Raw genomic sequence first — 23,366 nt, 5'->3', positions numbered from 1 at the left:
TGTCCAGATTAGCGCTTGACACCTCCCGGGGTCGGTGCCCTGTCGGCTACTGCACCGGTCCATGCGGGTGCTCTGCCCGCGTCCGGTGCCTCTGAGCCACCGGACGGACACGTACCGTGCGCCATCTCACGCAGCGGCGCCCTGTGATCAGGCGAACCGCGACCGCAGCACCTCGTCGCCGTCGGCGTCGGTGACCACGAACCCGCCGGCCTGGTCGAGCAGCACCGAGGAGTTCAGCCGGCAGACCATCTCCGTCCCGCCGGTGCCGCGGAACGCCCCCGCGGGCACCGGGCGCCCGCTGCGGTCGAGCACCGTGACCTCGTAGCGCCGGCCCTCGTCGAACCCGGAGGCGGTGAGCACCACCTCGACCCCCCACGTGTGGTCGATCGTGCCCGCGCTCGCCCGCACGTCGGGATCGAGCGCCTGGACCGCCACCGGCGCGACCGCCGGCTCGCCCGCGCCGGCGAGCGCCAGCCCGACGCCCACCCCGGCGAGCCCGATGACCGCGGCGGCCGCCGCGGCCAGCAGCGGGCGGGCGACACGGCCGCGTCGGCCGGCGAGCTCGTCGGGGACGGGCTCGGGGGCGGGCTCGGGAGCGGGCCGGGAGTCGGGCGCGGGCTCCTGCTCCAGCCGGCGCAGGACCGCGGCGAACCCGTCGGCCGAGGTGACGCCGGGCGCGGGGCCGGCGTCCGGGTCCACGTGGGCGAGGGGACCGGCCAGCGGCGCGATCGCGGCGAGCTCGGCGCGGCACGACGCGCAGGTGGCGAGGTGCGCCTCGACCTCGGCGGCCTCCGCGGCGTCGAGGTGGCCGAGCGCGTGCGCGCCGAGCATCGCGCGCAGGGACTCGTGTGCCGGCCCGTCGGGCGGAGTGCTCACAGCGGGACCCCCGTGTCGTCCAGGATCTGGCGCAGGTTGCGCAGGCCGTAGAAGACCCGGCTGCGCAGTGTGCCGACGGGCACGCCCTGTTCCGCAGCCACCTCGGCGTAGGGGCGGCCGCGCACGGAGGTCTCGACGATCGCGCTCCGCTGGTCGTCGCCCAGGCGCGTCAGGGCCTCCTCGAGGAACCAGGCGGTGACGAGGTCGTCGCTGAAGTCCGCGCCGTGGCCGGCGACCAGGGACAGGTCGGCGGGTGCGGTCGGTGTCCCGGGGCGGCTGCGGGCGTGGCGCACGTGGTCGACGACGACGTTCCTCGCGATCGTGAACAGCCACACGCGCAGGCTCGCAATCCCGGCGTCGTAGCGCTCGGCGTGCCGCCACGCGCGGACGAACACCTCCTGCACCACGTCGGCCGCGGCGCCCGGGTCGCGCAGCTGGCGCAGGGCGAAGCGCTCGAGCTCGCCGGCGTGCGCGCGATAGGCGGTCTCGAGGTCCTCGACCCGGCGCAGGTCCACCGGCGCCCGCGCCGTGCCCGCGGCCTCGCTCACCCGTTCCACCCTGCGTGTTCCGACGTCCGGAGCATCCTGCTGAAACGTGTGTGACCGCCTCGTGACGTGCGTGGCCCGGGGAGCGCGGTGCAGGGGCAGGGCGTGGGTCACGGTCGTCGGTACGCATCGCGGGTCCGGGGCGTTCACGGAAATCGGGCGAAGCGGAGGTGAACGCCGACGCCGGGCGCGCCGTAGGGACGGGCACTTCGGACATCTCGCCCTCCAGGAGGCCCCCGTGCGCCGTGCGCTCCCGAAGCTCGCCGCCCTCTCCGTCCTGACCGCCGGTGCGGTCGTCCTCTCGTCGGGCACCGCGTCCGCCGCCGACACCGAGGTGCCCGAGCCGGACACCTTCACCTCGATGTTCACCGTCATGGCGACCCCCGACACGGTCGTGGGGATGGACAACCAGCCGGCGCCGGGCCAGCCGGGCGCCAGCGGCACCTTCAACTACCGCATCAACAGCGACGAGGAGATCATCTGTTACGACCTGACCCTGCGCGGCGTCACCGGCGAGTACCAGAGCCCGGCCCGCACCGCGACGCACATCCACGAGGCGCAGCCCGGGATGTCCGGGCCGCCGCGCATCGCGTTCCCGGACCCGTCGGGCGAGGGCGAGACCCGCACCAGCTCCGGCTGCCTCCAGGGCCCGTTCACCACGGGCGTCATGGCGAACGGGCAGGACAGCGGCACCGGGTTCTCGCTGCGCGAGATCGAGGCGAACCCGGCCGCGTTCTTCGGCGACACCCACACCGCGGAGTACACGGCCGGCGCGGTGCGCGGGCAGCTCACGCGCGTCCCGATGGGCGGCGTCGAGACCGGGGCCGGCGCGACGGCGTCCACCGGTGACGGTGCCGGCACGGCGCTCGCCGCGGGCGGTGGCCTCCTCGCCGCCGTCGCGGCCGGGGTGGCCGTCCTGCGCCGGCGCGGGGCCCGGTCGCGGGCGTGACGTGGTTCGTGGGGCCCCTGCGGTCGGGATGCGTCCTGGTCGCGGGGGCCCTGCTCGTGCTCCTGGCGGGGTGCGGTGCCCCGCCGCCGCCGGTCCCGCCGCCCGCCCCCGCCGCGGCGGTCCCCGAGGGGCGCGTCGTCCCGACCTCGGTGCGGATCCCGGCGATCGGCGTCGACGAGCGGGAGGTCCAGCGCCTCGGCGTCGCGCCCGACGGCACGGCCGAGGTCCCGCAGGACTACGCGCGGGTGGGGTGGTTCGATCCGTCGGTGGCCCGCCCCGGCCCGACGGTGCTGCTCGGTCACGTCGACTCGCGCAGCGGGCCGGCCGTGTTCTTCCGGCTCCGCGACCTGCGCCCGGGGGACGTGATCGACCTCGTCCGGTCGGACGGCTCGCCGGCCCGCTACGCCGTCGAGCGCGTCGAGCAGGTCGCCAAGGACGCGTTCCCGACCTTCGCCGTCTTCGGCGCCACGCCGGACGACGTCCTGCGCCTCGTCACCTGCGCGGGCGACTTCGACCGCGGGGCGCGCAGCTACACCGACAACCTCGTGGTGCACGCCATCCGGCGCTAGGGGACGAGGCGCGCGAAGACCACGGTGTTGTCGCGGTAGGAGCGCGCGGCGTCGTCGAAGTCGCCGCCGCAGGTGATGACCCGCAGCTCGGGGCCCGCGGTGTCGCCGTAGACCTCGAGGCGCGGGAATGCGTCCTTGGGGACCGAGCGCACCTCGTCGACGGCGAACGTGCGCGTGGTGCGGTCGGCGAGGGTGACCGTGATCCGCTCGCCCGGCCGCAGCTCGCCCAGCCGGTAGAACACCGACGGGCCGTTCGCGGCGGAGTCGACGTGGCCGAGGATCACCGAGGGGCCGACGCGTCCGGGGGTCGGCGAGCCGCGGTACCAGGCGGCCTGGTCGTAGGCCGGGCCCGGCACGGGCACCTCGAGGGTGCCGTCGGGCCGGAGGCCGACCTCGTTGACCGGGCCGGCGACCCCGATCGCGGGGATGTCCAGGGCCACCGGGCGCGGCCCCGACGCCGGGTCCTGGCGCGGACCGGCGGCGGCGACGGGCGAGGGGGACGCCGGCGCGGAGCCGGACGCCGCGGCGGGGGCGGGCGGGGCCGTCGTGCCCCGTGCCCCGATCCCCACGAGGACCAGCCCGAGCACCACGAGCATCCCGAGGACCACCGGCAGGGCCGCGCGGCGCGCGGGCTCGGTCATCGTTCTTCCTCTCCGCGGTAGGACGACGGTTACTGGCTGGTATCGCTCGCCGAGCGAGAGATACCAGCCAGTAATGCCTCGGCTCGGGGTCGTCAGCCCCGGCCGGCCGCCGCACGGCGGCGCGCGGCGAACCCGACGCCACCGGCCGCCACGAGCACGGTCAGGCCGGCGAGCACGAGCGCGGTGTCCGGGCCGCTCGTGGAGCCGCCGCCGGTCTCGACGCCGCCCTGGGGCATGGCGGGCACCTGGCCGGGCAGGTTGACGACGATCGTGGCGACGCCGATGGTCAGCCCGCCCTGGATCGCCTGGGTGCCGAACGCCTGGTTCAGCGCGGCCGCGGCGTCCTGGGAGAGCCGCACGGTGGTGCCGGTCAGCGTGGCGGTGCCCGCCGCCGCGTCGGTCGTGATCGGCTGGAGCGTCGAGCCGTCGAGGTCGAACAGCACGGCGGACTCGGCGAGGGTCTGGCCGCCCGCGCTGACCTTGCCGCTCAGCGTGGCGGGGTTGCCGGGGTCGATCACGAAGTCGGTCAGCTCGACCTTCGTGTCGCCCTTGGTCAGGCTCAGCCCGCTGCCGTCGTGCTCGATGCGGCCCTGGACGTAGGGGTCGGCGTCACCCGGGCGGTAGACGGTGACGTTGCCGCCGGTGATCGGGAACGTGACGCTGCCGTCCTCGAGGGTGGCGTCGCCGATCGTGCCGGGCTCGACCTGGAGCTGGCCGAGCGCGTCGGTGAAGCCCGGGTCGAGCCGGACGGACGACGACTGCCCGGTGAGGTCGGGGATGGTGGCGATCGGCTCGGCGGCGGTCGCGGTGCCGGCGGTGACGCCGGCCAGCGCCAGCGCGGCGACACCCGACACGAGGGTGGCGGCGAGCCTGCGACGAATGCTCACGGTGGGGGCCTCTCTGGCACGGGGCCGGCGACGTCGCCGACCTGATGCCTGCCTTCCGTGCGCCGGACCCCGAGCGGTTCGGAACCGTGCGAATACGACACGTGATCGAACCGCTTGCCCCGCACGGACGTATGCGCCCGGGTGCGGATCCCGTCAGCCGGCGCGCGCGAGGTCGTCGTCGGCGAGCCCGCCCTCGCCCACCGCGTCGTCGACCGTGCCGGCCCCGGCGCGCCAGAGCCGCGCGTAGGCGCCGTCGCGGGCGAGGAGCTCGGCGTGCGTGCCCTCCTCGAGGATCCGGCCGGCGTCGATGACCACGATGTGGTCGGCGCGCGCGGCCGTGGCGAGCCGGTGGGCGACGACGAACGTCGTGCGCGGCGCCGCGAGACGCTCGCCCGCCGCCAGCACCGCGCCCTCGGTGGCCGGGTCGAGCGCGGCGGTGGCCTCGTCGAGCAGCAGCAGCCGCGGGTCGACGAGCTCGGCGCGGGCGAGGGCGACGAGCTGGCGCTGCCCGGCCGAGAGCCCGCCGCCCCGCTCGCCGACGGGCTGGCGGAAGCCCCCGGGCAGCGAGGCGATCATCTCGAGCGCCCCGACGTCGCGGGCGGCCGCCTCGATGCGGGCGGGGGTGGCCGTGGGGTCGCCGTAGGCGATGTTGGTAGCGACGTCGCCGACGAACAGGTGCGCCTCCTGCGGCACGACACCCAGGCGCTGGTGCAGCGTCGTCAGGTCGTGCTCACGGACGTCGACGCCGTCGATGAGCACGCTGCCCGAGGAGGCGTCGTAGAACCGGGCGACGAGCTTGACCACCGTCGACTTGCCCGCGCCGGTCGCCCCGACCAGCGCGACCGTCTGCCCCGCCGGCACGTGCAGCGAGAAGTCGGAGAGCGCGGGGGTGTCGGCGCCGGCGTAGGAGAAGCCGACGTCGCGCAGCTCGACCTCGCCGCGCAGGTCGCCGACCACCACCGGGTGCTCCGGGGTGGGCACCGAGGTCGGCGTGCGCAGCAGCTCGCCGATGCGCGTGAGGCCGACGCGGGCCTGCTGGTAGCCGTCGAACACCTGCGAGAGCTGCTGCACGGGCCCGAAGAACATCGCGAGGTAGAGCAGGAACGCGGCGAGGATGCCGGGGGAGAGGCCGCCGGTGGCCACGCGCGCGGCGCCCACGCCGAGCACCGCGGCCTGCGCGAGGTCCGAGAGCATCGCCGCGAACGGGAAGTACGTCGCGATGAGGCGCTGGGCGCGCAGCCGCGCCCGGCGGTAGGCGTCGCTGTTGTCGGCGAACGTGGCCGCCGAGAGCTCCTCGTGGGTGTGGGCCTGCGCGACCCGCAGCCCCGCCACGTTCTCCTGCAGGTCGGCGTTGACCACGCTGACGCGCTCGCGCGCCTCGTTGTAGGCCGCCGACGACAGCCGCCGGAAGATCACCGTGGCCACGATCAGCACGGGCATCACCGCGAGCGCCACCAGCGCCAGCTCGACGTCGGTGACGAGCAGCGCGACGGCCACGCCGATGATCGTCAGGAGCGCGACGAACGCCTGCGCGAGCCCGGTCTGCAGGAACGTCGAGAGCGCGTCGACGTCCGTGGTCATCCGCGTCATGATCCGGCCGCCGAGCTCGCGCTCGTAGAAGTCGAGGCCGAGGCGCTGCAGGTGGGCGAAGCTGCGGGTGCGCAGCAGGAAGAGCCGGCCCTCGCCGATGCGAGCGGTGAGCACGGTCTGCGCGGCGACCACGAACCAGTCGAGCGCCACGACGAGCACGCCCAGCCCGACGGCGAGCCACAGCACGTCCAGCGAGCGCGCCTGGATGCCGCCGTCGACCGCGAGGCGCGCGAGCGAGGGGAACGCGACGGTGGCCGCCGCGTCGAGGCCGAGCAGCACGACCGCGAGCAGCAGCGCCCAGCGCACCGGGCGCAGCAGCTTGCCCAGGCGGAACGCGGGGTCCGGCGCCGTCGGGTCCTCGCCGTGCAGGTCCGGCTCCTCGGTGGCCGGCGGCAGGCGGTCGAGCTGCGCGCGGATCTCCGGCGAGGCCCCGCCGTCGATCCCGCCGGCCAGCGCCTCGGACCCGGCGGCGACGGCGGCGGGCCGCGGGGCGGGCACGGGCCGGTCGGGCGCGGGGTCGTCGGGCCACAGCGAGTGGGTGAGCGCGGGCGTGGCGGGACCCGGCTCCTCGTCGGGCACGCGTCCGGGCTCGTCGACGCACCCGGTCTCGTCGATCCGTTCCGGCGGGCCCGCCAGCAGCTCGCGGAAGAGCCGGCACCGGCCCTCCAGCTCCTGGCGGGTGCCGACGTCGACGACCCGGCCGCCGTCGAGCACGGCGATGCGGTCGGCGAGCGCGAGCGTGGAGCGCCGGTGGGCGATGACGACGGTGGTGCGCTGCGCGGTGACCGTGCGCAGCGTCTCGCCGATGGCGGCCTCGGTGGTGGCGTCCACCGCCGACGTCGCGTCGTCGAGGACGAGCACGCGGGGGTCGTAGAGCAGGGCGCGGGCCAGGGCCACGCGCTGGCGCTGGCCGCCGGAGAGGGTGAGCCCGCGCTCGCCGACCCGGGTGTCGTAGCCGTCGGGCAGCGCGGTGATGAACGCGTCGGCCTGCGCGGCGACGGCGGCCGCGCGGATCTGCTCCTCGGTGGCGTCCGGGCAGCCGTAGGCGATGTTGGCGCGCACGGTGTCGGAGAAGAGGAACGCCTCCTCGAACACCACGCCGACCGCGTGGCGCAGGGAGTCGAGCCGCAGGTCGCGCACGTCGACGAGGTCGCCCGCCGGGCCGATGCGCAGCGCCCCGCCCTGCACGTCGTAGAAGCGGGGCGCGAGCAGCGCCACCGTCGACTTGCCCGAGCCCGCGGTGCCGACGAGCGCGACCGTCTCGCCCGGCGCGATGTCCAGCGAGACCCCGTCGAGCACGGGCTCGCTGCGCGCGTAGCCGAAGCGCACGTCGTCGAGCTGGACGCCCAGCGGGCCGTCGGGCACCGCCCGGGCGGTGGGCGCGTCGACGATCTCGGGCTGGGAGTCGATGAGCTCGTAGACGCGCTCGACGCCGGCGCGGGCGAGCTGGCCGGTGACGACGAGGCCGGCGACCAGCCGCGCCGGGCCGACCAGGGCGGCGATGTAGGAGGTGAACGCGATGAACACGCCGATCGTGATCGACCCGTTGACCGCCAGCACGCCGCCGAGCGCGAACACCACGAGCTGCCCGATCGTGGGCAGCGCGGTGAGCGTCGGCGTCAGGCGGGCGTTGAGCGCCGCCGCGCGCAGGCGCTCGGCGTAGAGCCGCCGCGCCGCCTCGCGCAGCCGGCCGACCTCGCGCCGCTCCTGGCCGAAGCCCTTGACGACCCGGACACCGGTGACCGTCTCCTCGACGTGCTGGGCGACCTCGGCGGCGCGCTGCTGGGCCGACCACGTCGCGGGGAAGAGCCGGCGGCGCAGGCGCGCGGTGAACACCACGCCCAGCGGCAGCACCACGAGCGAGACCGCCGTGAGCAGCGGCGACAGGAACAGCATGATCGCGACGGACACGACGAGCTGCCCGACCGTGCCCGCCACCAGCGGCACCATGCCGAGCAGGCCCTGCACCTGCTGGAGGTCGGAGTTGGCGCGCGAGACGACCTGGCCGGTGCGCAGCGCGTCCTGCTTGGGGCCGTCGAGGCGCGAGACCGAGCCGAAGACGCGGCGCCGCAGGTCGTGCTGCACCCCCAGCGAGAGCCGCCCGCCGAGGTAGCGGCGCAGGAAGGCCGCGCCGAAGCGGACCACCGCGATGGCGACCATCGCGCCGACCAGCCATCCGAGCCCGTCGGTGGAGCCGGCGACCGCGCGGTCGACCGCCGTGCCGATGAGCAGGGGACCGACGGCCTCGAGGCTGACCCCGAACACGGAGGCGGTGAGGGCGGCGACCGACAGCGCCGGGTGGCGCCAGCAGTCGCGGGCGAGACGCCGGACCCAACCTCGCGTGCGGAGTCGATCGTCCGGCTCCGCTGCGCTGCGCGTTCTGTCGGCCGACGCAGACGTGCGCTCCGTGGTGCCCTCCGGGATGTGGTGGTGGTGAGGCGAACCCCTCCAGATTAGGACCGCCCACCGACACCCCGCCGTGCGCGGCGACCCGGACGTGACGTACCCCCGGTGTCGTGGTCCAATGACCGCGTGCAGCACTTCCTCCTCGGCCCCCTGTGGGAGAGCCGTCGTGCGCACCTGTTCGACCAGCGGTGTTGCCGGGCCTGACGAGACGTGTCGCCGCCATCCGGCCGCGACGTCCCTCGCCCGCGCAGCGCACCGCCCCCCCCGAGAGACCGGCCGTCGACGGCCGCCGGCGCGCGTGCGCGGACGCCCGCTCTCCCGGAGGACGAGTTCCGTGACCGCCCTGGTCGACCACCCCGCGCACCCCGGCCCCACCTTCACCCGCCCCCGCTCGCGGCGCCCGGACCTGCGGCGCTGGCAGGACGGCCCGACCCCGGCGAGCCTCGCCGACCTGCTCACGCTCACCCGTGAGGTGGCCGCCGAGGTGGACGCCGGCCGCCACCCCGTCGAGGTCGACCCCGTCCACCGCTGGTCGCGGCGCCTGCACGCCGACCAGCACCTCGACGTCTGGCTGATCTCCTGGGCCACCGACCAGGCCGCCGAGCTGCACGACCACGGCGGCTCGATCGGCGCGCTGACCGTGGTGCGCGGGTCGCTGACCGAGTGGCGCTGGACCGCCGGCAGCGACGACGACGGCCTCTGCCCCGCCGAGGAGCTGCCCGCCCGCGGCCCCGGGCTGCGCCGCCGCGCCCTGGACCCCGGCCGCTCGGTCGCCTTCGGCCTGGGCCACGTCCACGACGTGTCCAACCGCGCCGCGGCGACCGCGGTCAGCGTGCACGCCTACTCGCCGCCGCTGTCGGCCATGTCGTACTACGGCGTCGGGGCGGGCGTGCTGCGCCGCACGCGCTCGGAGCTGATCGAGCCGGGACGGTCTCCCGAGTGAGCACCATCGACGACCTCCTCGCCGACGCCCGGTCCCGGCTGCGGCGCCTCGCGCCCACCGAGGCCGCCGCCGCGGTCGCGGACGGCGCGCGGCTGGTGGACATCCGGCCCGGCTGGCAGCGCCTCGACGAGGGCACGGTGCCGGGCGCCCTCGTGATCGAGCGCAACCACCTCGAGTGGCGCCTCGACCCGTCCTCCGACGCCCGCGTCGCCGAGGTCACCGACCACGACCAGCAGTGGATCGTGCTGTGCTCCGAGGGCTACACGTCCTCGCTCGCGGCGGCGGCCCTGCAGGACCTCGGCCTGCACCGGGCCACCGACGTCGTCGGCGGGTTCCGCGCCTGGGCGGCCGAGGGCCTGGCGACGGGGCCGGGGTCCGACGAACGGCCCGACTACGCGAAGGGCCCTGGCCCGTCACACGGCGACTGAGCGATGATCCGGTGCGTGGACGCGCCCGAGACCTGGATCACCCCGCTGACGCCGCTGTCGTTCCTGCGCCGCTCCGCGGACGTCTACCCGGACAAGACGGCGATCGTGCACGGCGAGCAGCGCACGACGTACGCGCAGTTCGCCGAGCAGGCCCAGCGCCTGGCCCGCGCGCTGCGCGCGAGCGGGATCGCGCCGGGCGACCGCGTGGCGTGCCTGCTGCCGAACGTGCCGGCCATGCTCGTCGCGCACTTCGGCGTCCCGCTGGCCGGGGCGGTGCTCGTCGCGGTGAACACCCGGCTGTCGGGCGAGGAGGTCCGCTACATCCTCGACCACTCGCAGGCGAGCGTGCTGATCGTCGACTCCGTCCTGCGCCCCACCGTCGAGCCGGTCGCGGACTCGCTGGAGACCGTGCGCGAGATCGTCACCCTGGTCGACCCGCAGGGCCCCGACGCCGGCGCCACGGTGGACGGCCCGACGTGGGACGACCTGCTGGCCCGCGGTGACCAGGGGGAGGACCTGGCCTGGGACGTCGCCGACGAGCGCTCCACGATCAGCATCAACTACACGTCGGGCACCACCGGGCGTCCCAAGGGCGTCCAGTACCACCACCGCGGCGCCTACCTGAACTCCTTCGGCGAGATCGTGCACTCGTACCACGACCCGTCGACGGTCTACCTGTGGACGCTGCCGATGTTCCACTGCAACGGCTGGTGCACCCCGTGGGCGATCACGGCGATCGGCGGCACCCACGTCTGCCTGCGCGAGGTGCGCGGCGACGCGATCTGGAACCTCATCGGCGAGCACCGCGTCACCCACCTCAACGGCGCCCCGACCGTCGTCACGACGATCATGAACGCGCCGCAGGCGCGGACCCTGGACTACGCGCTGGTCGTCACCACCGCCGGCGCGCCGCCGAGCCCCACCACCATCCTCGAGATGGAGAAGATGGGCTTCCGGATCGTGCACGTCTACGGGCTCACCGAGACCTACGGCCCGTACTCGGTGTGCCAGTGGCAGGAGGACTGGCGCGGGCTCGAGGAGCACGCGCGGGCGAAGCTGCAGGCCCGCCAGGGCGTCGGGATGCTCCAGTGCGAGCCGCTGCGGGTGGTGGAGCCCCTGTCCGACGACGTCACCGACTGGTCGACCGTCGAGCTCGTCGACGTCCCCGCCGACGCGACGACGATGGGCGAGATCGTCATGCGCGGCAACAACGTCATGTCCGGCTACTTCCGCGACCCCGACGCGACGGCCAAGGCGTTCGCCGGCGGCTGGTACCACTCGGGCGACCTGGGCGTGATGCACCCCGACGGCTACGTCGAGCTGCGCGACCGCGCGAAGGACGTCGTCATCTCCGGCGGCGAGAACATCTCCACCGTCGAGGTCGAGCAGGCCGTGCTCTCGCACCCCGCGGTGCTCGAGGCGGCGGTGGTCGGCGTGCCCGACGAGCAGTGGGGCGAGCGGCCGAAGGCGTTCGTCGTGCTGCGCCAGGGGCAGTCGGTGGAGCCGGAGGCGGTGATCGACCACGTCAAGGGCCAGATCGCGCGGTACAAGGCGCCGCGCGACGTCGAGATCGTCGACGAGCTGCCCAAGACGTCCACCGGAAAGATCCAGAAGTTCGAGCTCCGGGCCAAGGAGTGGGGCGACGCGACCACCCGCATCCGCGGCTGAGCCTCTCGGCGCGCGCGACGCCCCGCGGGGGCATGACCGGCCCCGGTGAGGGGAAGGGCAGCGGGACGGCGGAGACTGTCCGCCGCTGGTCGCGAGGAGGAGCGAGGGCGCGTGAGCGAGGAGTCCGTCGAACGGGGCGAGGCCGTCCTGGACAACGACATGACGAGCCTGGACACCGAGCCGTCGGTGATCCTGGACGAGGACCGCCTGGACGCCGATCCGCTCGAGGACGGCATGGACACCGCCGAGGGCTACAGCCGGGACGTGCGGCTCGGCGGCACCCAGGAGTGGGAGCGCGAGTCGCCCAGCATCGACCGCCGCCTGCCGCAGGAGGAGCCCGAGGCCACGGCCGAGCAGCCGCCGGACCGGCCTCTGGCGGCGACGCCGATCGACGACCTGGACGAGTCGGTCGACGACCCGGAGAACGCCGTCGACGGCGTGGGCGGCGCGGTCGTGCTGGACACCGAGGGCGCCACCGGCGCCACCGGGGCCGAGGGCCTGGCCGAGGAGGCCCGCGAGATCGAGCTGGGTGCCTCCTCGGCGGCCGGCGGCGTCGAGCCGACGGGCCTGCCCGCCGACGACACCGTCGGCGAGGTCGCGGCGGTCGACAACGAGCCGGGCACCGCGGAGGAGCAGGCCCTGCGCGTGGAGCAGGAGAACTGAGGACTGTGAGGATGGCGCGCCCGACCGTGCCGCGACGGGTCGTGCTCGCCGCCGGGATCGCGGGCGCCGTCCTCGTGGTGCTCCTGGCCGGCGCGCTGATGGGCGGCTGGCGGCCGTTCACCGCCGCCCCGGACGTCCTGACCTTCGGGGCCGGCGGCGACCTCGAGCAGTACACCCTGTTCGAGGGCCAGTGCGCCCGCGGGCAGCTGGCGAGCGGCGGCGGGTTCGGGGCGGAGGCCGACGCGCAGTGCGGCACGCCCCACGACGTCGAGGTCGTCGCGAGCACCGCGCCGATCGGCGAGGGCCGCGCGGTGTCCTACCCGGGGGAGGCGGCGCTCGCGGACTTCGGGCGGGCCTACTGCGCGATGTACGTCGACTCCGACCTGCTCGTCCCCTCCTCGGGCGGCGTCGACCGCGACGACCTGCGCATGACCGCCGTCGTGCCCAGCCGCGCGGCGTTCGCCGACCCGGGCTCGGCGGGGGCCACGCGCGGTGGCCGGGAGGTCAGCTGCGTCATCTCTCGGAGTGACGGCGAGGCGCTGACGGACCGCTTCTCGGTGATCTGACCGGGTTGCGCCGATCGGTGCAGTCACTCCCCGCGTTGGTACTCTTGCCCTGTGTGAGTGGCGATGACCATACTTCACCATGACCACACTTCCCGCCGGAGCGGACCGCCGGTCGCTCAAGCGCCGGGCCGTCGTCGCGAGCACCGTCGGCACGACCATCGAGTGGTACGACTTCTTCCTCTACAACACCGCCGCGGCGCTCGTCTTCGGGCCGCTGTTCTTCGCCGACTCCGAGGCCGGCGGGGTCCTGCTGGCGTTCTCCACGCAGTTCGTGGGCTTCGCCGCCCGCCCGATCGGTGCGGCGATCTTCGGGCACTACGGCGACCGCATCGGGCGCAAGTACAGCCTGGTCGCGACGTTGCTGCTCATGGGCGGGGCCACGGTGCTCATCGGCTGTCTGCCCACCTACGCCTCGATCGGCGTGCTCGCCCCGATCCTGCTGACGCTGCTGCGTGTGCTGCAGGGCATCGGGGTCGGCGGCGAGTGGGGCGGCTCGGTGCTCATGTCGATGGAGTGGGGCCACCGCAAGCAGCGCGGGCTGATGGCCGCGTGGCCGCAGGCCGGCGTGCCGATCGGGCTCGCGCTCGGCACCTACGTCGTGTGGCAGTTCTCCGGCCCCGAGTTCCTCGAGTGGGGCTGGCGCGTGCCGTTCCTCGCGAGCGTCGTGCTCATCGGGATCGGGCTGTGGGTGCGCCTGACCGTGCTCGAGTCGCCGGCGTTCGCGCAGGTCAAGACGTCGGGCAAGGTCGCCAAGCTGCCGCTGGCCGAGACGTTGCGCACCCAGTGGCGCGACGTGCTCAAGGCGATGTTCGTGCGCACCGCCGAGCAGGCGCCGTTCTACATCTTCACGTCGTTCGTGCTCGCCTACGGCACCCAGCAGCTCGACCTGGAACGCAGCGACCTGCTGCTCTACCTCATCCTCGCCGCGTGCCTCGGCATCATCAGCGTGCCGTTCTTCGGGTGGCTGTCCGACGGGCTGGGGCGCCGACTCGTGTACGGCATCGGCGTGGTGCTCACCGGGCTCTACGCCTTCCCGTACTTCGCGCTGCTCAACACGAGGACGGGCGGCCTGATCCTGCTGGGGATCATCCTCGGCCTGATCTTCCACGACATGATGTACGGCCCGCAGGCGGCGCTGATCTCCGAGAGCTTCGGCACCGGCATCCGGTACACGGGCGCGGGCCTCGGCTACCAGCTCGCCTCGATCACCGCGGGCGGCCCGGCGCCGCTGATCGCCACCGCGATCCTGGCCGGGACGGGGTCGACCACGTGGATCTCGATCTACATCATCATCTGCGCCGTGGTGTCGATGATCGCGTTGCTGATGATGCACCCACGGCCGCCGGAGGCCGACGAGGCGGACTACGCGTCCGAGGAGGACCACAGCACGGTCAGCGGGGCCGCCCGGACCTGACGCATCCTGGGGTGGATGCCGATCCGCCCGCTCACCCCCTCCGCGCTCGCCGACGAGATCGTCGCGGCGGTCGAGCGCGCCGGGCCGGGGCACGTCCGGGTGCTGGTCGACGGGGCGCCGCCGGCCCGCCCGGAGGTGCTCGCCGACGCGCTCGTCGACCCGCTGCGGGTGCGCTCGCGGCCGGTGGTGCGGGTGTCGGCGTGGGACTTCCTGCGCCCGGCGTCGGTGCGCCTCGAGCGGGGGCGCACCGACCCGGACTCGTTCTACGACGACTGGCTCGACGGGGGCGCGCTGGTGCGCGAGGTGCTCGCCCCGCTCGGGCCCGGCGGCAGCGGGCAGGTGCTGCCCCGGCTCTGGGACGTGGCCGTCGACCGGGCGGCGCGCGCCGAGCGCGTCGCGCTGCCCCCCTCCGGCGTGGTGGTCGTCGACGGCCCGCTGCTGCTGGGCCGCGGGCTGCCGGCCGAGCTCGCCGTGCACCTCGCCCTGTCCGAGACCGTGCTCGCCCGCCGCACCCCCGCCGACGAGGCCTGGACGCTGCCGGCCTACGCGCGCTACGCCGACGAGGTCGACCCGGTGCGCGTCGCCGACCTCGTCGTCCGCGCCGACCACCCCGACCGCCCGGCCCTCCAGACCGCCTGAGGCACGGGGTGTCTCAGCGTGGCGGCCACGCTGACGTTGAACGTCAGGAAAGCCGCCACGATCACGCCACCTGGCGCCGCGCCCGCAGCGCGAACCCCGGGTAGCCGGCCTGTGCCTCCGCGTCGCACATCCCGCGGTAGCGGGCGAACCCGCCGGCGTAGGGCAGGAACACGCGCGGCTTGCCCGGCACGTTCGCGCCGAGGTACCAGGAGCTCGCCGCCTGCGGCAGCAGCGTCGCGTCGGCGGCCTCGCGCACGTGGTCGGCCCACCGGGCCTGCGCCTCAGGGGTCGGCTCGGCGTCGAGGTCGTGGGCCCGCAGGTGCGCGACGACGTCGGCGATCCAGTCGACGTGCTGCTCGATCGAGGTCGGCATGTTGGTCAGCACCGAGGGGCTGCCCGGGCCGGTGATCGTGAACAGGTTCGGGAAGCCGGCGACGCCGAGCCCCAGGTAGGTCGCCGCGCCCTCGGCCCAGGCGTCGGCGAGGGCGAGCCCGTCGCGGCCCCGCAGGCCCAGCCGCAGCAACGGCCCGGACAGGGCGTCGAAGCCGGTGGCGAACACGAGGACGTCGAGCGGGTGCTCGGCGCCCGACGCCAGCCGCACCCCGCCCGGTGTGATCTCCGCGATCGGGTCGGCGCGCACGTCGACGAGGGAGACGTCCGGCCGGTTGTAGGTCTCGAAGTAGTCGGTGTCGATCGGCGGGCGCTTGGTGGCGAAGGGGTGGTCGCGCGGGGTCAGCGCCTCGGCGACGTCCGGGTCCGTCACCGTCGACCGGATCTTCGACCGGATGAACTCCGAGGCCTGCTCGTTGACCGCCGGGTCGGCGAGCACGTCGCGCACCGCCGCGCGGAAGCGCAGCCCGCCGCGCTCCCAGGCGCGCTCGAACAGGGCGCGGCGCTCGTCGTCGGGCAGGGCGAGCGTGTCGACGTCGCTGACGACGAACGGGTGCCCGTTGGTGGAGGCCTGCTGGACCTCGCGGATCGCCGCGTAGTCGGCCTTGTAGCCGGCGGCCTCCTCGGGGGAGAGCGGGGCGTTGCGGGCGGGGATGCTGAAGTTCGCGGTGCGCTGGAAGACGGTGAGGTGCCCGGCCGCCTCGGCGAGCACGGGGATCGCCTGGATCCCGGTGGAGCCGGTGCCCACCACGCCGACCCGCCGGCCCGCGACGTCGACACCCTCGTGCGGCCACTGCCCGGTGTGGTGCCACGTCCCGGCGAACGACGCCAGGCCCGGGATGTCGGGGACGTTCGCCGACGAGAGGCAGCCGACCGCGGTCACCAGCCACCGGCACGTCCACCGCGCGCCGTCCTCGGTGTCGACCACCCAGCGGTCGCCGTCCCACGACGCGGACACCACCGTCGTCGAGAACGAGATCGACCGCCGCAGGTCGAACCGGTCGGCCACGTGCTCGAGGTAGGAGAGGATCTCCGCCTGGCCCGGGTAGCGCTCCGACCAGTCCCACTCCTGCTCGAGCTCGCGGGAGAAGGCGTAGCAGTAGTAGTAGCTCTCGGAGTCGCACCGCGCGCCCGGGTACCGGTTCCAGAACCAGGTGCCGCCGACGCCGTCGGCCGCCTCGAGCCCGTGCACGGCGATCCCCAGCCCGCGCAGGCGGTGGATCATGTAGAGCCCGGCGAACCCGGCCCCGATGACGACGACGTCGAGATCGTTGCCCACGCTCACGAGTGTCCGTTGTCACCGTCCGCCGGACAACCGCACCGCGCAGCCGGGGTTCAGCGTGCCCTCGGGGTCGAGCGCCGCCCGCACGCGCCGGACGACGTCGAGCGCGCCCGGGTCGCCGAACTCCTCGAGGTGGTGGGCCTTGGCGCGCCCGACCCCGTGCTCGCCCGACACCGCCCCGCCCAGCGCGGTCCCGGCGGCGAAGACGTCGTGCAGGGTCCGGGCGAGGCGGTCGGGGTCGGGCTGGAAGACCGCGAGGTGCACGTTGCCGTCGCCCGCGTGCCCGCACCCGAGCACCCGCGAGCCGTGCGCGTCGCCGGCCGCGCGGGCCCGGGCCAGGAACGTCGCCATCGCCGACCGGGGCACCACCAGGTCGACGATCTCGTCGGCGCCCGCGGCCTTGATCGCCCAGAACGTCTTCTCCCGCGCCTCGACCAGCCGGCGCACCGACCCCGTCGGGAGGTCGAAGACGTCGGCGGCGCCCTGCCGGGCGAGCAGCTCCGCGAGCTCCTCGGCGTCCTTGTCGACCCGCTCCTGGCGCCGCCCGGCGAGCTCGACGAGCAGGTGGTCGGCGTCGACGAGGTCCTCGGGCAGGCCGAGCGAGAGGTCGGCGGCCGCGCAGACCGCGCGCATCGTCGGGCCGTCGAGGTACTCGCAGATCGTCGGCCCGAGCCCGGAGGCGACGACCGCGCTCACCGCGGAGGTGACCGCCTCCGCGTTCGGGAACGGCGCGAGCACCGTGCGCCGCGCGGGCAGGCGCGGGTGCAGGCGCACGATCACCTCGGTGACCAGGGCGAGCGTGCCCTCCGAGCCCACGAGCAGCTGGGTGACGTCGTAGCCCGACGAGATCTTCACGAGCTTCCCGCCGGTGAGCACCACCGACCCGTCGGCGAGCACCGCCTCCAGCCCGAGCACGTGCGAGCGGGTGACGCCGTAGCGCACCGCGCGCATGCCGCCGGCGTTGGTCGCGACCGTGCCGCCCACCGACGCGGTCGTCTCGCCGGGGTGCACGGGATAGGTCAGGCCGTGCTCGCCGGCGGCGGCGTCGAGGTCGGCCAGCGAGACCCCCGGCTGCACGACCGCGACCGCGTCGGCCGGGTCGATCTCGAGGATCCGGTCCATGCGCGCGAACGACACGAGCACCGCGCCGTCGTCGGGGGTCGCGGCGCCGGAGAGCCCCGTACCGGCCCCGCGCGCGGTCAGCGACGCCCCCGCGGCGCGGGCGGCGCGCACCACGGCGGCCACCTCGTCGCGGTCCGCGGGCCACACCACGTACGCCGGCTTGCCGGCCGGGACGCCGAGGGCCTCGTCGGCGCACAGGTCCGCGACGGCCGGGTCGTCGCCCGTGCAGACGTGCTCGGCGCCGACCGCCGCGATGAGGTCGTCGAACATCCCCGAGGTCTAGCACGAACCGCTACGCTGTGAACCACTTGCAGAATGCAACCGGATGGAGCGGGCGATGGGGCAGCTGATCTACTCGATGATGACCACCCTCGACGGCTACACGGCCGACGCGGACGGCGACTTCGGCTGGGGGATCACCGAGGACATGGAGCTGCACCGCGCCCTGGAGGAGGCCACCCGCGGCGTCGGCACCTTCCTCTACGGGCGGCGCATGTACGAGACGATGGTCTTCTGGGAGACCGCCCACACCCTGCCGGACGAGCCGCCGGAGATGGCGGAGTTCGCCCGCACCTGGCAGGCGGCCGACAAGATCGTCTACTCGACGACCCTCGACGAGGTCGCCAGCGCCCGCACCCGCATCGAGCGCGAGCTCGACGCCGACGCCGTGCGGGCGCTCACGGAGCACGGCGACGTCACCGTCGACGGCCCCGGTCTGGCCTCCGCCGCGCTGGCGGCGGGCCTGGTCGACGAGATCGCGCCGGTGGTCGTGCCCGTCGTGGTCGGCGGCGGCACGCCGTTCCTGCCCGACGGCCTGCGCCTGGACCTGGAGCTGGTCGGCGAGCGCCGCTTCAGCAGCGGCGCGCTGCACCTGCGCTACCGGGTCCGGCACTGAGCCGCCCGCGGGGGCGCGCTCGCTAGCCTCGGGGCATGGTGGTCCGCGACGCCCCGATCGTCTCGCACGTCGAGCACACCCCGGAGGCGACGCGTCCGCGGCGGGTGGAGGTCGTCGAGGTCCGGGACCTGACGCCGCGGATGCGCCGGGTGCGCCTCGCGGGCGACCTGCACGACCTGCCCGTCGCCGGGCCCACCGACCACGCGAAGGTCTTCTTCCCCGCCGCGCCGGGCGAGGAGCCGCCGGAGCCCGAGCTGAACGCGCGCGGGCTCGTCGTGCCGCCGGCGGGCCTCCCGCGGCCCTACCGCGAGTACACGCTGCGCCGCCACGACCCGGCCGCCGGCGTCGTCGAGATCGACCTCGTGCGCCACGGGGGCGGGCGCGCCGGCACGTGGGCGGAGGACCCGCGGGATGCGCTGTGGCTGCACGGGCCGCGCTCGAGCCTCGCCGTCGAGTCCCGCGACTGGTACCTGCTCGGCGGCGACGAGACGGCGCTCCCGGCCCTGGCGCGCTGGATCGACCAGCTGCCGACGGTGCCCGTGCACGTGGTCGCGGAGGTCGCCGACGCGGCCGAGGAGGCCTACCTCGGCGACGTCCCGCCCCACGTCACCGTCGACTGGCGCCACCGCGACGGCGCCGCGCCGGGCACGACGACCCTGCTGGAGGAGGCCGTCGCCGCGTTCACGCCGCCGCCGGGGGAGGGGTTCGCGTGGATGGGTGCCGAGGCCGGCGCGCTGCGCCCGGTGCGCCGGCGCCTGCGCGCGCTCCTGCCCACCGCGGCGGTCGACCTCGACGGCTACTGGCGCCGCGGCGTCGAGGGCACCGGCCTGGGCTGACCGGCGTATGTGAGCGAACTTCGGGGCTATAGCCCCGAAGTCCGCTCACGTGGGGTGGTCGGTCAGGCGGGTGGACAGGGCGCGCAGGACGCGCAGGCAGGCGTCGAGGTCGGCGGGGTCGAGGTCGGCGCCGAGGTCGTGCTCCAGCGCGGCCAGCTCCCGCCGCTCGCCGTCGCGCACGTCGGCCAGGACCCGCTGGCCGGAGTCGGTGAGCTCCACGAGCACCGAGCGGCGGTGCGCCGGGTTCTCGCGCGTGCGCACCCACCCGCGCCCGGCGGCGTCGTCGACCGAGCGCTGCACGAACTGCCGGGAGAGCGCCAGCGTGCGCCCGAGTGCGGGCACCGTCGTCGCCCCGCAGCCCGCCAGGGCGTCGAGCACCGCGCGCACGCCGACCGGCATGCCGCCCTCCTGCTCGACGGCCCGCACGCCGCGGCGGTAGAGCGGGCCGAGGACGTCGAACACGGCGGCGAGGCGCACTCCCGGGTCACTCATGACACCCATGTTGTCATGCTGGCCCGAACATGACACTTTGGGTGTCATGCTGGCTCACATCGACCAGGGCAGCGGCCCGCCCGTCCTCCTCCTGCACGGCGGCGCGCTGGACCACCGGCTCTGGGAGCCCCAGATCGCCGCGCTGGCGCGCACTCACCGCGTCGTCGCCCCCGACCTGCGCGGCCACGGCGCCTCCCCGACGCCGACCGCCCCCTTCCGCCACGTCGACGACGTCGCCGCCCTCGTCCGCGACCTGCGCCTCGACCCCGTGACCGTCGCCGGGGTCTCGCTCGGGGCCTCCGTCGCCGTGGACCTCGCCATCGAGGCGCCGGAGCTGGTGGCGCGCCTCGTGGTCAGTGGCGCGGGCGCGAGCGGGGCGAAGTTCCGCGACCCCGCCACCCTCGACCTCCTCGCCCGCTGGGCGCAGGCCGGGCGCGACCGGGACCGCGAGCGCTGGACCGCGATCTTTCTCGAGCTGGGCTTCGGGCCGGGACGCCCGTTCGCCGACGTCGACCCCGCGGTGCTCGCCCACGTCGCGCGGATGACCGACGGCACGCTCGACCACCACGTCCCCGACGGCGCGCCCGTCCTCCCGGTGCCCGTCGCCGACGTCGAGGCACGTCTGCCGACGCTGCAGGTCCCCGTCCTCGCCATCACCGGCCTGCTCGACAGCCCCGACCACCAGCGCATGGCCCGCGAGGTCGCGCAGGCCGCCGGCGGGCGCGTCGTCGAGGTCGCCGGCGCCGGGCACTACCCCAACCTCGAACGCCCCGAGATCGTCACCGGCGCCCTGCAGGCCTTCCTCCGTGAGCACTTTCCGGGGTCATAGGCCCGGAAAGTGCTCACGTACGGGAGGTGCGGCGGAGCCACAGCAGGCCCAGGATCGGCAGGACGACGGGGACGAAGCCGTAGCCGATGCCGAAGTCCGACCACACCGTCGGGTCGGGGAAGTCCTGCGGGCGCAGCAGCGACAGCGTCCCGATCCCGAGCACGCCCACCAGTTCGATGACCACCGCCACGAGCGCCACCCGCCGCGCGCCGCGGCCCAGGGCGACGGCGGCCACGAGGTACACGGCCGCCGCGAACGCCGAGAGCAGGTAGGCCTCCGGCGCGCGCTCGAACTGCACCGCGATCTGGTACAGCGCACGGGCCCCCGCCGAGATCGCGAAGACGACGTAGACCACGAGCAGCACGCGCCCCGGACCGGCCGCGAGGCGACGCTCAGCGGGCACCGGTCACCGCCCACACCTGGCCGGTGCGCAGCGCCAGCACCGCGGTCGTGACGCCCGCGACGGCCAGCACCACCGAGCCGTACCGGGTCCGCTCGCCGTGGGCCAGCGCCGCCCCGATCGGCAGCACCGCCAGCATCGCGACCAGGTAGCCGACGATCTCGACGACGGCCCCGGTGGTGCGCCCGCCCTCGACCACCAGACCGACGACGATCACGAGCGCGACGACCAGCGCGACGCCCTCGAGCACCAGCAGCCCGACGCGGTGGCCGAAGGTCGGCGCCTGGCCCACGGCGGCGGAGACCACGCACCACAGCGCCCACGCGAGGGCGAGCGCGAGGACCACGAAGGTCAGGCCGACGATCACGGACCGCAGCCTACGAGCCGGGACCGGTGACCGGCCGGAGGTGGTCGAAGATCAGGCTGGTGACGGTGCCCGCCACGTCGCGGTGGGCGTTGAGCCGGGCGACGAGGTCGCGCAGCGCGCCCGTGCCGGCGGTCGCGACGTGCAGGAGGTAGTCGTCCTCGCCGGCGACGAAGTACACGTCGCGCACCTCGGGCAGCCGGCGCACCAGCCCGGTGAACTCGCCGAGGCGGTCGCGCGCGTCGCTCTGCAGCCGCACCGAGATCATCGCCTGCAGGGGCAGCCCGACGGCGGCCGGGTCGACGTCGGCGTGGTAGCCGCGGATGACCCCGCGCTCGCGCAGCGAGCGCACGCGCGCCAGGCACGTCGACGGCGCGATGCCCACGGCCGCCGCCAGCGCCTGGTTGGTGATCCGGGCGTCGGCGACGAGGTGGGCGAGCAGCGCGCGGTCGACCTCGTCGGGCCCCCGCAGATCGTTCGGCGGCGGCGCCGCCAGACGCGGCAGGTCGTCCGATCCTTCCCGCACGACGCCAATCTACAGAATCATCTGCACAGAAGTACCGATCACAGCGCAGGAACTTCACGCTGGAGGCGACGTCAACGGACGGAGAGACGATGAAGGTCGCGGTGCCCGCCGAGGTCAAGGACAACGAGTTCCGGGTGGCTCTGACGCCCGGCGGCGTGCGCGAGCTCGTCGCCCACGGCCACGACGTGACCGTCGAGCAGGGCGCGGGCCTCGGGTCCGCGTTCGGCGACGAGGAGTACAAGGAGGCCGGCGCCCACCTCCTCGCCGACGCCGACGACGTGTGGGGCGACGCCGACATGGTCGTCAAGGTCAAGGAGCCGGTCGCGGCCGAGTACCACCGCCTCCGCGACGACCTGACGCTCTTCACCTACCTCCACCTCGCCGCCTCCCGCGCGTGCACGCAGGCCCTGCTCGACGCCGGCACCACCGCGATCGCCTACGAGACCGTCACCCGGGGCGGCGCGCTGCCGCTGCTCGCCCCGATGAGCGAGGTCGCGGGCCGGCTCGCCCCGCAGGTCGGCGCCCACCACCTCCTGCGCTCCCACGGGGGCCGCGGCCTGCTGCTCGCCGGCGTCCCCGGCGCGCCCGCGGGCCACGTCGTCGTCATCGGCGGCGGCGTCTCCGGGGCCGCCGCGGTGCAGATGGCGGTCGGCATGCACGCCCGCGTCACGGTGCTCGACACCGACCTCGACACCCTGCGCGCCCTCGACGCCCGCTACGCCGGCCGCGTGCAGACGATGTACTCGAGCGTCGACAACCTCGAGCGCGCCGTCCTCGACGCCGACCTCGTCGTCGGCGCCGTCCTCGTGCCCGGCGCGAAGGCCCCGACGCTGGTGCCCGACGCGCTCGTCGCGCGCATGAAGCCGGGCGCGGTGCTCGTCGACATCGCCATCGACCAGGGTGGCTGCTTCGCCTCGTCGCACCCGACGACGCACTCCGACCCGACGTTCGGTGTGCACGACACGCTCTTCTACTGCGTGGCCAACATGCCCGGCGCGGTGCCGAACACCTCCACCCACGCGCTGACGCACGCCACCCTGCCGTTCACCCTCGCCCTGGCCGACCGCGGCTGGCGCGACGCGGTGGCCGCCGACGCCGGGCTCGCCGACGGCCTCGCGACCCACGCCGGCGAGCTCCACAGCGCCGCCGTGGGCGAGGCGCACGACCTGCCCGTCGCCGCCCTCTAGTCGGCGGTCACCCCGACCTCGGCGAGGAACGCGGCCATCGCGTCGACGCTGCGGAAGCGGTCGATGTCGAAGTCGTCGAGCGGCAGCTGGCAGCCGAAGGTGTCCTCCAGCCCGACGATCAGCGTCACCAGCGCGAGCGAGTCGAGCAGGCCCTCGGCGACGAGGTCGGTGTCGGGGGAGGGGACCTCGACGCCGAGCCGGTCGCGGACCAGATCGGTCAGCTGCTCGGTGAGGGGCCCGGTGGTGGCGTCGGGCATGC

At 75.1% G+C, this 23,366-nt stretch carries 25 protein-coding genes; 13 read left to right on the top strand and 12 right to left on the bottom strand.

The features are described 5' to 3' along the window. Nucleotides 1-147: 147 nt before the first annotated feature. Nucleotides 148-876 (bottom strand): zf-HC2 domain-containing protein, encoded by a 729-nt coding sequence (locus ACFPK1_RS17785; RefSeq protein WP_378022276.1) that lies wholly within the window; start codon nt 874-876, stop codon nt 148-150. Continuing rightward, the gene (locus ACFPK1_RS17780; protein WP_378022275.1) at nt 873-1,424 is read right to left on the bottom strand and encodes a sigma-70 family RNA polymerase sigma factor; all 552 of its coding nucleotides are present in this window, start codon (nt 1,422-1,424) and stop codon (nt 873-875) included. The genes ACFPK1_RS17785 and ACFPK1_RS17780 overlap by 4 nt, the downstream gene beginning before the upstream one ends. Nucleotides 1,425-1,659: 235 nt before the next feature. On the opposite strand from ACFPK1_RS17780, the gene ACFPK1_RS17775 reads away from it, so the two are divergent. Further along, the gene (locus ACFPK1_RS17775; protein ID WP_378022274.1) at nt 1,660-2,370 is read left to right on the top strand and encodes a CHRD domain-containing protein; all 711 of its coding nucleotides are present in this window, start codon (nt 1,660-1,662) and stop codon (nt 2,368-2,370) included. Next, nucleotides 2,367-2,939: a class F sortase gene (locus tag ACFPK1_RS17770; protein ID WP_378022273.1), complete on the top strand. Its 573-nt coding sequence runs from the start codon at nt 2,367-2,369 to the stop codon at nt 2,937-2,939. The genes ACFPK1_RS17775 and ACFPK1_RS17770 overlap by 4 nt, the downstream gene beginning before the upstream one ends. On the opposite strand, the gene ACFPK1_RS17765 is transcribed toward ACFPK1_RS17770, so the two are convergent. The 3 genes from ACFPK1_RS17765 to ACFPK1_RS17755 form a co-directional block, all read right to left on the bottom strand. Beyond that, entirely contained in the window at nt 2,936-3,580 is a 645-nt protein-coding gene (locus tag ACFPK1_RS17765) for a class F sortase (protein ID WP_378022272.1), read from the bottom strand. The two genes, ACFPK1_RS17770 and ACFPK1_RS17765, sit on opposite strands and share 4 nt — an antisense overlap. A gap of 92 nt (nt 3,581-3,672) precedes the next feature. After that, on the bottom strand, nt 3,673-4,467 hold the full coding sequence (locus ACFPK1_RS17760) for a hypothetical protein (RefSeq protein ID WP_378022271.1): 795 nt from the start codon (nt 4,465-4,467) through the stop codon (nt 3,673-3,675). Between the two features lie 153 nt (nt 4,468-4,620). Next, nucleotides 4,621-8,349 (bottom strand): ABC transporter ATP-binding protein, encoded by a 3,729-nt coding sequence (locus ACFPK1_RS17755; RefSeq protein ID WP_378022409.1) that lies wholly within the window; start codon nt 8,347-8,349, stop codon nt 4,621-4,623. A 448-nt stretch (nt 8,350-8,797) separates the two neighbouring features. Here ACFPK1_RS17755 and ACFPK1_RS17750 point away from each other — a divergent pair, with 448 nt between their 5' ends. The 7 genes from ACFPK1_RS17750 (at nt 8,798) to ACFPK1_RS17720 (ending at nt 14,784) form a co-directional block, all read left to right on the top strand. After that, nucleotides 8,798-9,406, top strand: a complete 609-nt coding sequence (locus tag ACFPK1_RS17750) for a cysteine dioxygenase (protein ID WP_378022270.1) — start codon at nt 8,798-8,800, stop codon at nt 9,404-9,406. Further along, nucleotides 9,403-9,834 carry a rhodanese-like domain-containing protein gene (locus tag ACFPK1_RS17745; protein ID WP_378022269.1) on the top strand — a complete coding sequence of 144 codons (432 nt, stop codon included), beginning with the start codon at nt 9,403-9,405 and terminating at the stop codon, nt 9,832-9,834. Before ACFPK1_RS17750 ends, ACFPK1_RS17745 begins: the two co-directional genes overlap by 4 nt. Nucleotides 9,835-9,849: 15 nt before the next feature. After that, nucleotides 9,850-11,502: an acyl--CoA ligase family protein gene (locus tag ACFPK1_RS17740; RefSeq protein WP_378022268.1), complete on the top strand. Its 1,653-nt coding sequence runs from the start codon at nt 9,850-9,852 to the stop codon at nt 11,500-11,502. A 111-nt stretch (nt 11,503-11,613) separates the two neighbouring features. Then, nucleotides 11,614-12,165, top strand: a complete 552-nt coding sequence (locus ACFPK1_RS17735; RefSeq protein ID WP_378022267.1) for a hypothetical protein — start codon at nt 11,614-11,616, stop codon at nt 12,163-12,165. 11 nt (nt 12,166-12,176) lie between these two features. Then, nucleotides 12,177-12,731, top strand: coding sequence for a hypothetical protein (locus tag ACFPK1_RS17730; RefSeq protein WP_378022266.1), 555 nt, complete (start codon nt 12,177-12,179; stop codon nt 12,729-12,731). A 79-nt stretch (nt 12,732-12,810) separates the two neighbouring features. Beyond that, entirely contained in the window at nt 12,811-14,145 is a 1,335-nt protein-coding gene (locus ACFPK1_RS17725; protein WP_378022265.1) for an MFS transporter, read from the top strand. Between the two features lie 15 nt (nt 14,146-14,160). Next, nucleotides 14,161-14,784, top strand: a complete 624-nt coding sequence (locus ACFPK1_RS17720) for a nucleoside/nucleotide kinase family protein (RefSeq protein ID WP_378022264.1) — start codon at nt 14,161-14,163, stop codon at nt 14,782-14,784. 61 nt (nt 14,785-14,845) lie between these two features. On the opposite strand, the gene ACFPK1_RS17715 is transcribed toward ACFPK1_RS17720, so the two are convergent. Together ACFPK1_RS17715 and ACFPK1_RS17710 are read right to left on the bottom strand one after the other, a co-directional pair. After that, a complete protein-coding gene (locus ACFPK1_RS17715) occupies nt 14,846-16,453 on the bottom strand; it encodes a flavin-containing monooxygenase (protein WP_378022263.1) in 1,608 nt (535 codons plus the stop codon). Nucleotides 16,454-16,471: 18 nt separating this feature from the next. Further along, on the bottom strand, nt 16,472-17,848 hold the full coding sequence (locus ACFPK1_RS17710; protein ID WP_378022262.1) for an FAD-binding oxidoreductase: 1,377 nt from the start codon (nt 17,846-17,848) through the stop codon (nt 16,472-16,474). A gap of 67 nt (nt 17,849-17,915) precedes the next feature. On the opposite strand from ACFPK1_RS17710, the gene ACFPK1_RS17705 reads away from it, so the two are divergent. Together ACFPK1_RS17705 and ACFPK1_RS17700 are read left to right on the top strand one after the other, a co-directional pair. Continuing rightward, the gene (locus ACFPK1_RS17705; RefSeq protein WP_378022408.1) at nt 17,916-18,473 is read left to right on the top strand and encodes a dihydrofolate reductase family protein; all 558 of its coding nucleotides are present in this window, start codon (nt 17,916-17,918) and stop codon (nt 18,471-18,473) included. Nucleotides 18,474-18,508: 35 nt separating this feature from the next. Further along, complete coding sequence (locus tag ACFPK1_RS17700) at nt 18,509-19,309, top strand: siderophore-interacting protein (protein WP_378022261.1); 801 nt, start codon at nt 18,509-18,511, stop codon at nt 19,307-19,309. A gap of 45 nt (nt 19,310-19,354) precedes the next feature. On the opposite strand, the gene ACFPK1_RS17695 is transcribed toward ACFPK1_RS17700, so the two are convergent. Next, nucleotides 19,355-19,801 carry a MarR family winged helix-turn-helix transcriptional regulator gene (locus tag ACFPK1_RS17695; RefSeq protein ID WP_378022260.1) on the bottom strand — a complete coding sequence of 149 codons (447 nt, stop codon included), beginning with the start codon at nt 19,799-19,801 and terminating at the stop codon, nt 19,355-19,357. A gap of 46 nt (nt 19,802-19,847) precedes the next feature. Between ACFPK1_RS17695 and ACFPK1_RS17690 the strand changes: the two genes are divergently transcribed. Further along, nucleotides 19,848-20,630, top strand: coding sequence for an alpha/beta fold hydrolase (locus tag ACFPK1_RS17690; protein ID WP_378022259.1), 783 nt, complete (start codon nt 19,848-19,850; stop codon nt 20,628-20,630). Nucleotides 20,631-20,643: 13 nt separating this feature from the next. On the opposite strand, the gene ACFPK1_RS17685 is transcribed toward ACFPK1_RS17690, so the two are convergent. The 3 genes from ACFPK1_RS17685 to ACFPK1_RS17675 are packed head-to-tail and all read right to left on the bottom strand — an operon-like array spanning nt 20,644 to nt 21,920. Next, nucleotides 20,644-21,033, bottom strand: a complete 390-nt coding sequence (locus tag ACFPK1_RS17685) for a hypothetical protein (RefSeq protein WP_378022258.1) — start codon at nt 21,031-21,033, stop codon at nt 20,644-20,646. Beyond that, on the bottom strand, nt 21,023-21,397 hold the full coding sequence (locus tag ACFPK1_RS17680) for a hypothetical protein (protein ID WP_378022257.1): 375 nt from the start codon (nt 21,395-21,397) through the stop codon (nt 21,023-21,025). The genes ACFPK1_RS17685 and ACFPK1_RS17680 overlap by 11 nt, the downstream gene beginning before the upstream one ends. Before the next feature lie 10 nt (nt 21,398-21,407). Continuing rightward, nucleotides 21,408-21,920, bottom strand: a complete 513-nt coding sequence (locus ACFPK1_RS17675; protein WP_378022256.1) for an Lrp/AsnC family transcriptional regulator — start codon at nt 21,918-21,920, stop codon at nt 21,408-21,410. An 89-nt stretch (nt 21,921-22,009) separates the two neighbouring features. Here ACFPK1_RS17675 and ald point away from each other — a divergent pair, with 89 nt between their 5' ends. After that, nucleotides 22,010-23,107, top strand: coding sequence for an alanine dehydrogenase (gene ald / locus ACFPK1_RS17670; RefSeq protein ID WP_378022255.1), 1,098 nt, complete (start codon nt 22,010-22,012; stop codon nt 23,105-23,107). On the opposite strand, the gene ACFPK1_RS17665 is transcribed toward ald, so the two are convergent. After that, nucleotides 23,104-23,364: an acyl carrier protein gene (locus tag ACFPK1_RS17665; RefSeq protein WP_378022254.1), complete on the bottom strand. Its 261-nt coding sequence runs from the start codon at nt 23,362-23,364 to the stop codon at nt 23,104-23,106. The two genes, ald and ACFPK1_RS17665, sit on opposite strands and share 4 nt — an antisense overlap. Between the last annotated feature and the right edge of the window lie 2 nt (nt 23,365-23,366).

This window comes from Actinomycetospora rhizophila (assembly GCF_042657905.1).
GTDB classification, from domain to species: domain Bacteria; phylum Actinomycetota; class Actinomycetes; order Mycobacteriales; family Pseudonocardiaceae; genus Actinomycetospora; species Actinomycetospora rhizophila.
Note: the sequence above shows the minus strand (reverse complement) of the source record. Positions and strands in the feature narration are given on the sequence as shown.

Bases quoted from the DNA above. Each gene is read 5' to 3' on its own strand.
- ACFPK1_RS17690 (WP_378022259.1), top strand. From the start codon at position 19,848: ATGCTGGCTCACATCGACCAGGGCAGCGGCCCGCCCGTCCTCCTCCTG.
- ACFPK1_RS17695 (WP_378022260.1), bottom strand. From the start codon at position 19,801: ATGAGTGACCCGGGAGTGCGCCTCGCCGCCGTGTTCGACGTCCTCGGC.
- ACFPK1_RS17700 (WP_378022261.1), top strand. From the start codon at position 18,509: ATGGTGGTCCGCGACGCCCCGATCGTCTCGCACGTCGAGCACACCCCG.
- ACFPK1_RS17730 (WP_378022266.1), top strand. From the start codon at position 12,177: ATGGCGCGCCCGACCGTGCCGCGACGGGTCGTGCTCGCCGCCGGGATC.
- ald (WP_378022255.1), top strand. From the start codon at position 22,010: ATGAAGGTCGCGGTGCCCGCCGAGGTCAAGGACAACGAGTTCCGGGTG.
- ACFPK1_RS17665 (WP_378022254.1), bottom strand. From the start codon at position 23,364: ATGCCCGACGCCACCACCGGGCCCCTCACCGAGCAGCTGACCGATCTG.
- ACFPK1_RS17765 (WP_378022272.1), bottom strand. From the start codon at position 3,580: ATGACCGAGCCCGCGCGCCGCGCGGCCCTGCCGGTGGTCCTCGGGATG.
- ACFPK1_RS17710 (WP_378022262.1), bottom strand. From the start codon at position 17,848: ATGTTCGACGACCTCATCGCGGCGGTCGGCGCCGAGCACGTCTGCACG.
- ACFPK1_RS17720 (WP_378022264.1), top strand. From the start codon at position 14,161: ATGCCGATCCGCCCGCTCACCCCCTCCGCGCTCGCCGACGAGATCGTC.
- ACFPK1_RS17705 (WP_378022408.1), top strand. From the start codon at position 17,916: ATGGGGCAGCTGATCTACTCGATGATGACCACCCTCGACGGCTACACG.
- ACFPK1_RS17725 (WP_378022265.1), top strand. From the start codon at position 12,811: ATGACCACACTTCCCGCCGGAGCGGACCGCCGGTCGCTCAAGCGCCGG.